Genomic DNA, 1,786 nt, shown 5'->3' with positions numbered 1-1,786 from the left:
CTAGCTCCGTACTTCGCGGGTGGCTGAATCGGTTGGTTCGGTGCCTGTGAGAGTGTCTGTTGGAGTCGTGGCCGCGTTGGTGGGGTGTGACGAAGTCTTCCCGGTCCCCGCGGCCACGGACGGTGCGTCCGCGCATGGAATGCGTGGTCAGCTCCGTGGTGGAGAAGCGTCTGGGTGCTCTGCCTGTCGCTGCCGAGTTTCTGCGCCGGCTGGATGTGGCCGGGACCGTCGACCGGTTGTGTCCGGGCCGGGACATCGCCCACCTGACGCACGGCCAGGTCATCGAGACGCTGGTGGCCAACCGGCTGACCGCGCCCGCCCCGCTGTGGCGGGTGGACGACTGGGCGCGTGAGTGGGCGGTGGAGGAAGTCTTCGGCGTCGAGGCGGAGCTGCTCAACGATGACCGGCTGGGCCGTGCCCTGGACGCCATCGCCCCGCACCTGACGGAGCTGACCGACAGCATCGGGGCCCGCGCGATCGGCGAGTTCGGCATCGATGTGTCCACATGCCACTGGGACATGACGTCCATGTCGCTGCACGGCGCCTATCCGGCCGAGGACCAGGACGAGGACTATCCCCGCATCAAGCACGGCCATCCCAAGGACCGCCGCTATGACCTCAAGCAGATCCAGACCGGGCTGGCGGTGACCGGCGACGGCGGCATCCCGCTGCTGTCCCGTGTCATCGACGGCGGAGCCGCGGAGATCTCCCAGATCACCGGCACGATGAACGCCCTGCGCGCGATAGCCGGTCCCAAGGAGTTCTTGCTGGTCGCGGATTCCAAGCTGGTCTCGTACCGCAACGTCACCGCGCTGATCAAAGCCGGATGCGATTTCATCGCCCCGGCCCCGGCCTCCGCGGTCGACGACGCGGTCTATGCCGCCCTCGACGTTCAGGCGGCCACCGTCGTGGACTACACCCCTGCCCGGGACGAGAACACCCCGGCCGAGCGGCGCGAGACCTACCGCGTGCTGGAGGACACCCACGTCCTGTCCGGGCCGCGCAAGCGTGATCCGCAGGTGGAGGTCCGCCGGATCCTGGTGCACTCCACCGGCAACGCCAAAGGTCAGCAGCGGGCACGTGAGAAACGCCTGGCCAAGGCCCGGGAGGACCTCGACAAGCTGCAGCGCGGGGCCGGCGGCCGCTACTACAACACCGCCGAGAAGATCGCCGCCCGCATCGGCGTGATCGCCAAAACCCGCCGCGTCAGCGGCTGCCTGCACACCGAGATCACCACCGACGACACCGGACGGCCCACCCTCGACTGGCACTTCGACCAGGACGTCCTCCAGGCCGAGGCGGCCGTCGACGGCTGGTACGCGCTACTGACCACCCTTACCTCCGAGCAGGCCGACGCCGCCGAGGTGCTGCGGCGCCACAAGGGACAGCAGGGGACGGTCGAGCGCCGCTACAGCGACTTCAAGGGCCCCCTGGCAGTCACCCCCGTCTTCGTGCAGGACAACAAACGGGTCGCCGCGCTGGTGGCGGTGATCTGCCTGGCACTGCTCGTGTTCTGCCTGATCGAGCGCCAGGTCCGCCGGGCCCTCGGGGGCGATCAGAAGATGCCCGGGCTGTATCCCGGCAACCAGCTGGTCCGCCCCACCGGCCGCATGATCCTCTACCACCTCTCCGGCCTACGGCTGCGAGTCGGTCACGCCACCGACCCACCCACCATCGTCATCAGCCGCGGCGTCCAGCTCCATCTCCTCGACCTCCTCGGCCTGGAACCAACACATCCCCGCTGGCCAGAAACCTGAACGAGCTACCCGCGAAGTACGGAACTAGC

1 protein-coding gene is annotated in these 1,786 nt (G+C 68.6%); it reads left to right on the top strand.

The genetic code is table 11. From position 1 onward, the window contains the following. Positions 1 to 134 precede the first annotated feature (134 nt). Positions 135 to 1,757, top strand: a complete 1,623-nt coding sequence (locus ACWD5Q_RS35425; RefSeq protein ID WP_451431176.1) for an IS1634 family transposase — start codon at positions 135 to 137, stop codon at positions 1,755 to 1,757. Positions 1,758 to 1,786 lie beyond the last annotated feature (29 nt).

This window comes from Streptomyces sp. NPDC002513, from assembly GCF_053595355.1.
The sequence above is the reverse complement of the archived record's forward strand: the minus strand, read 5'-3'. Positions and strand labels throughout refer to the sequence as shown.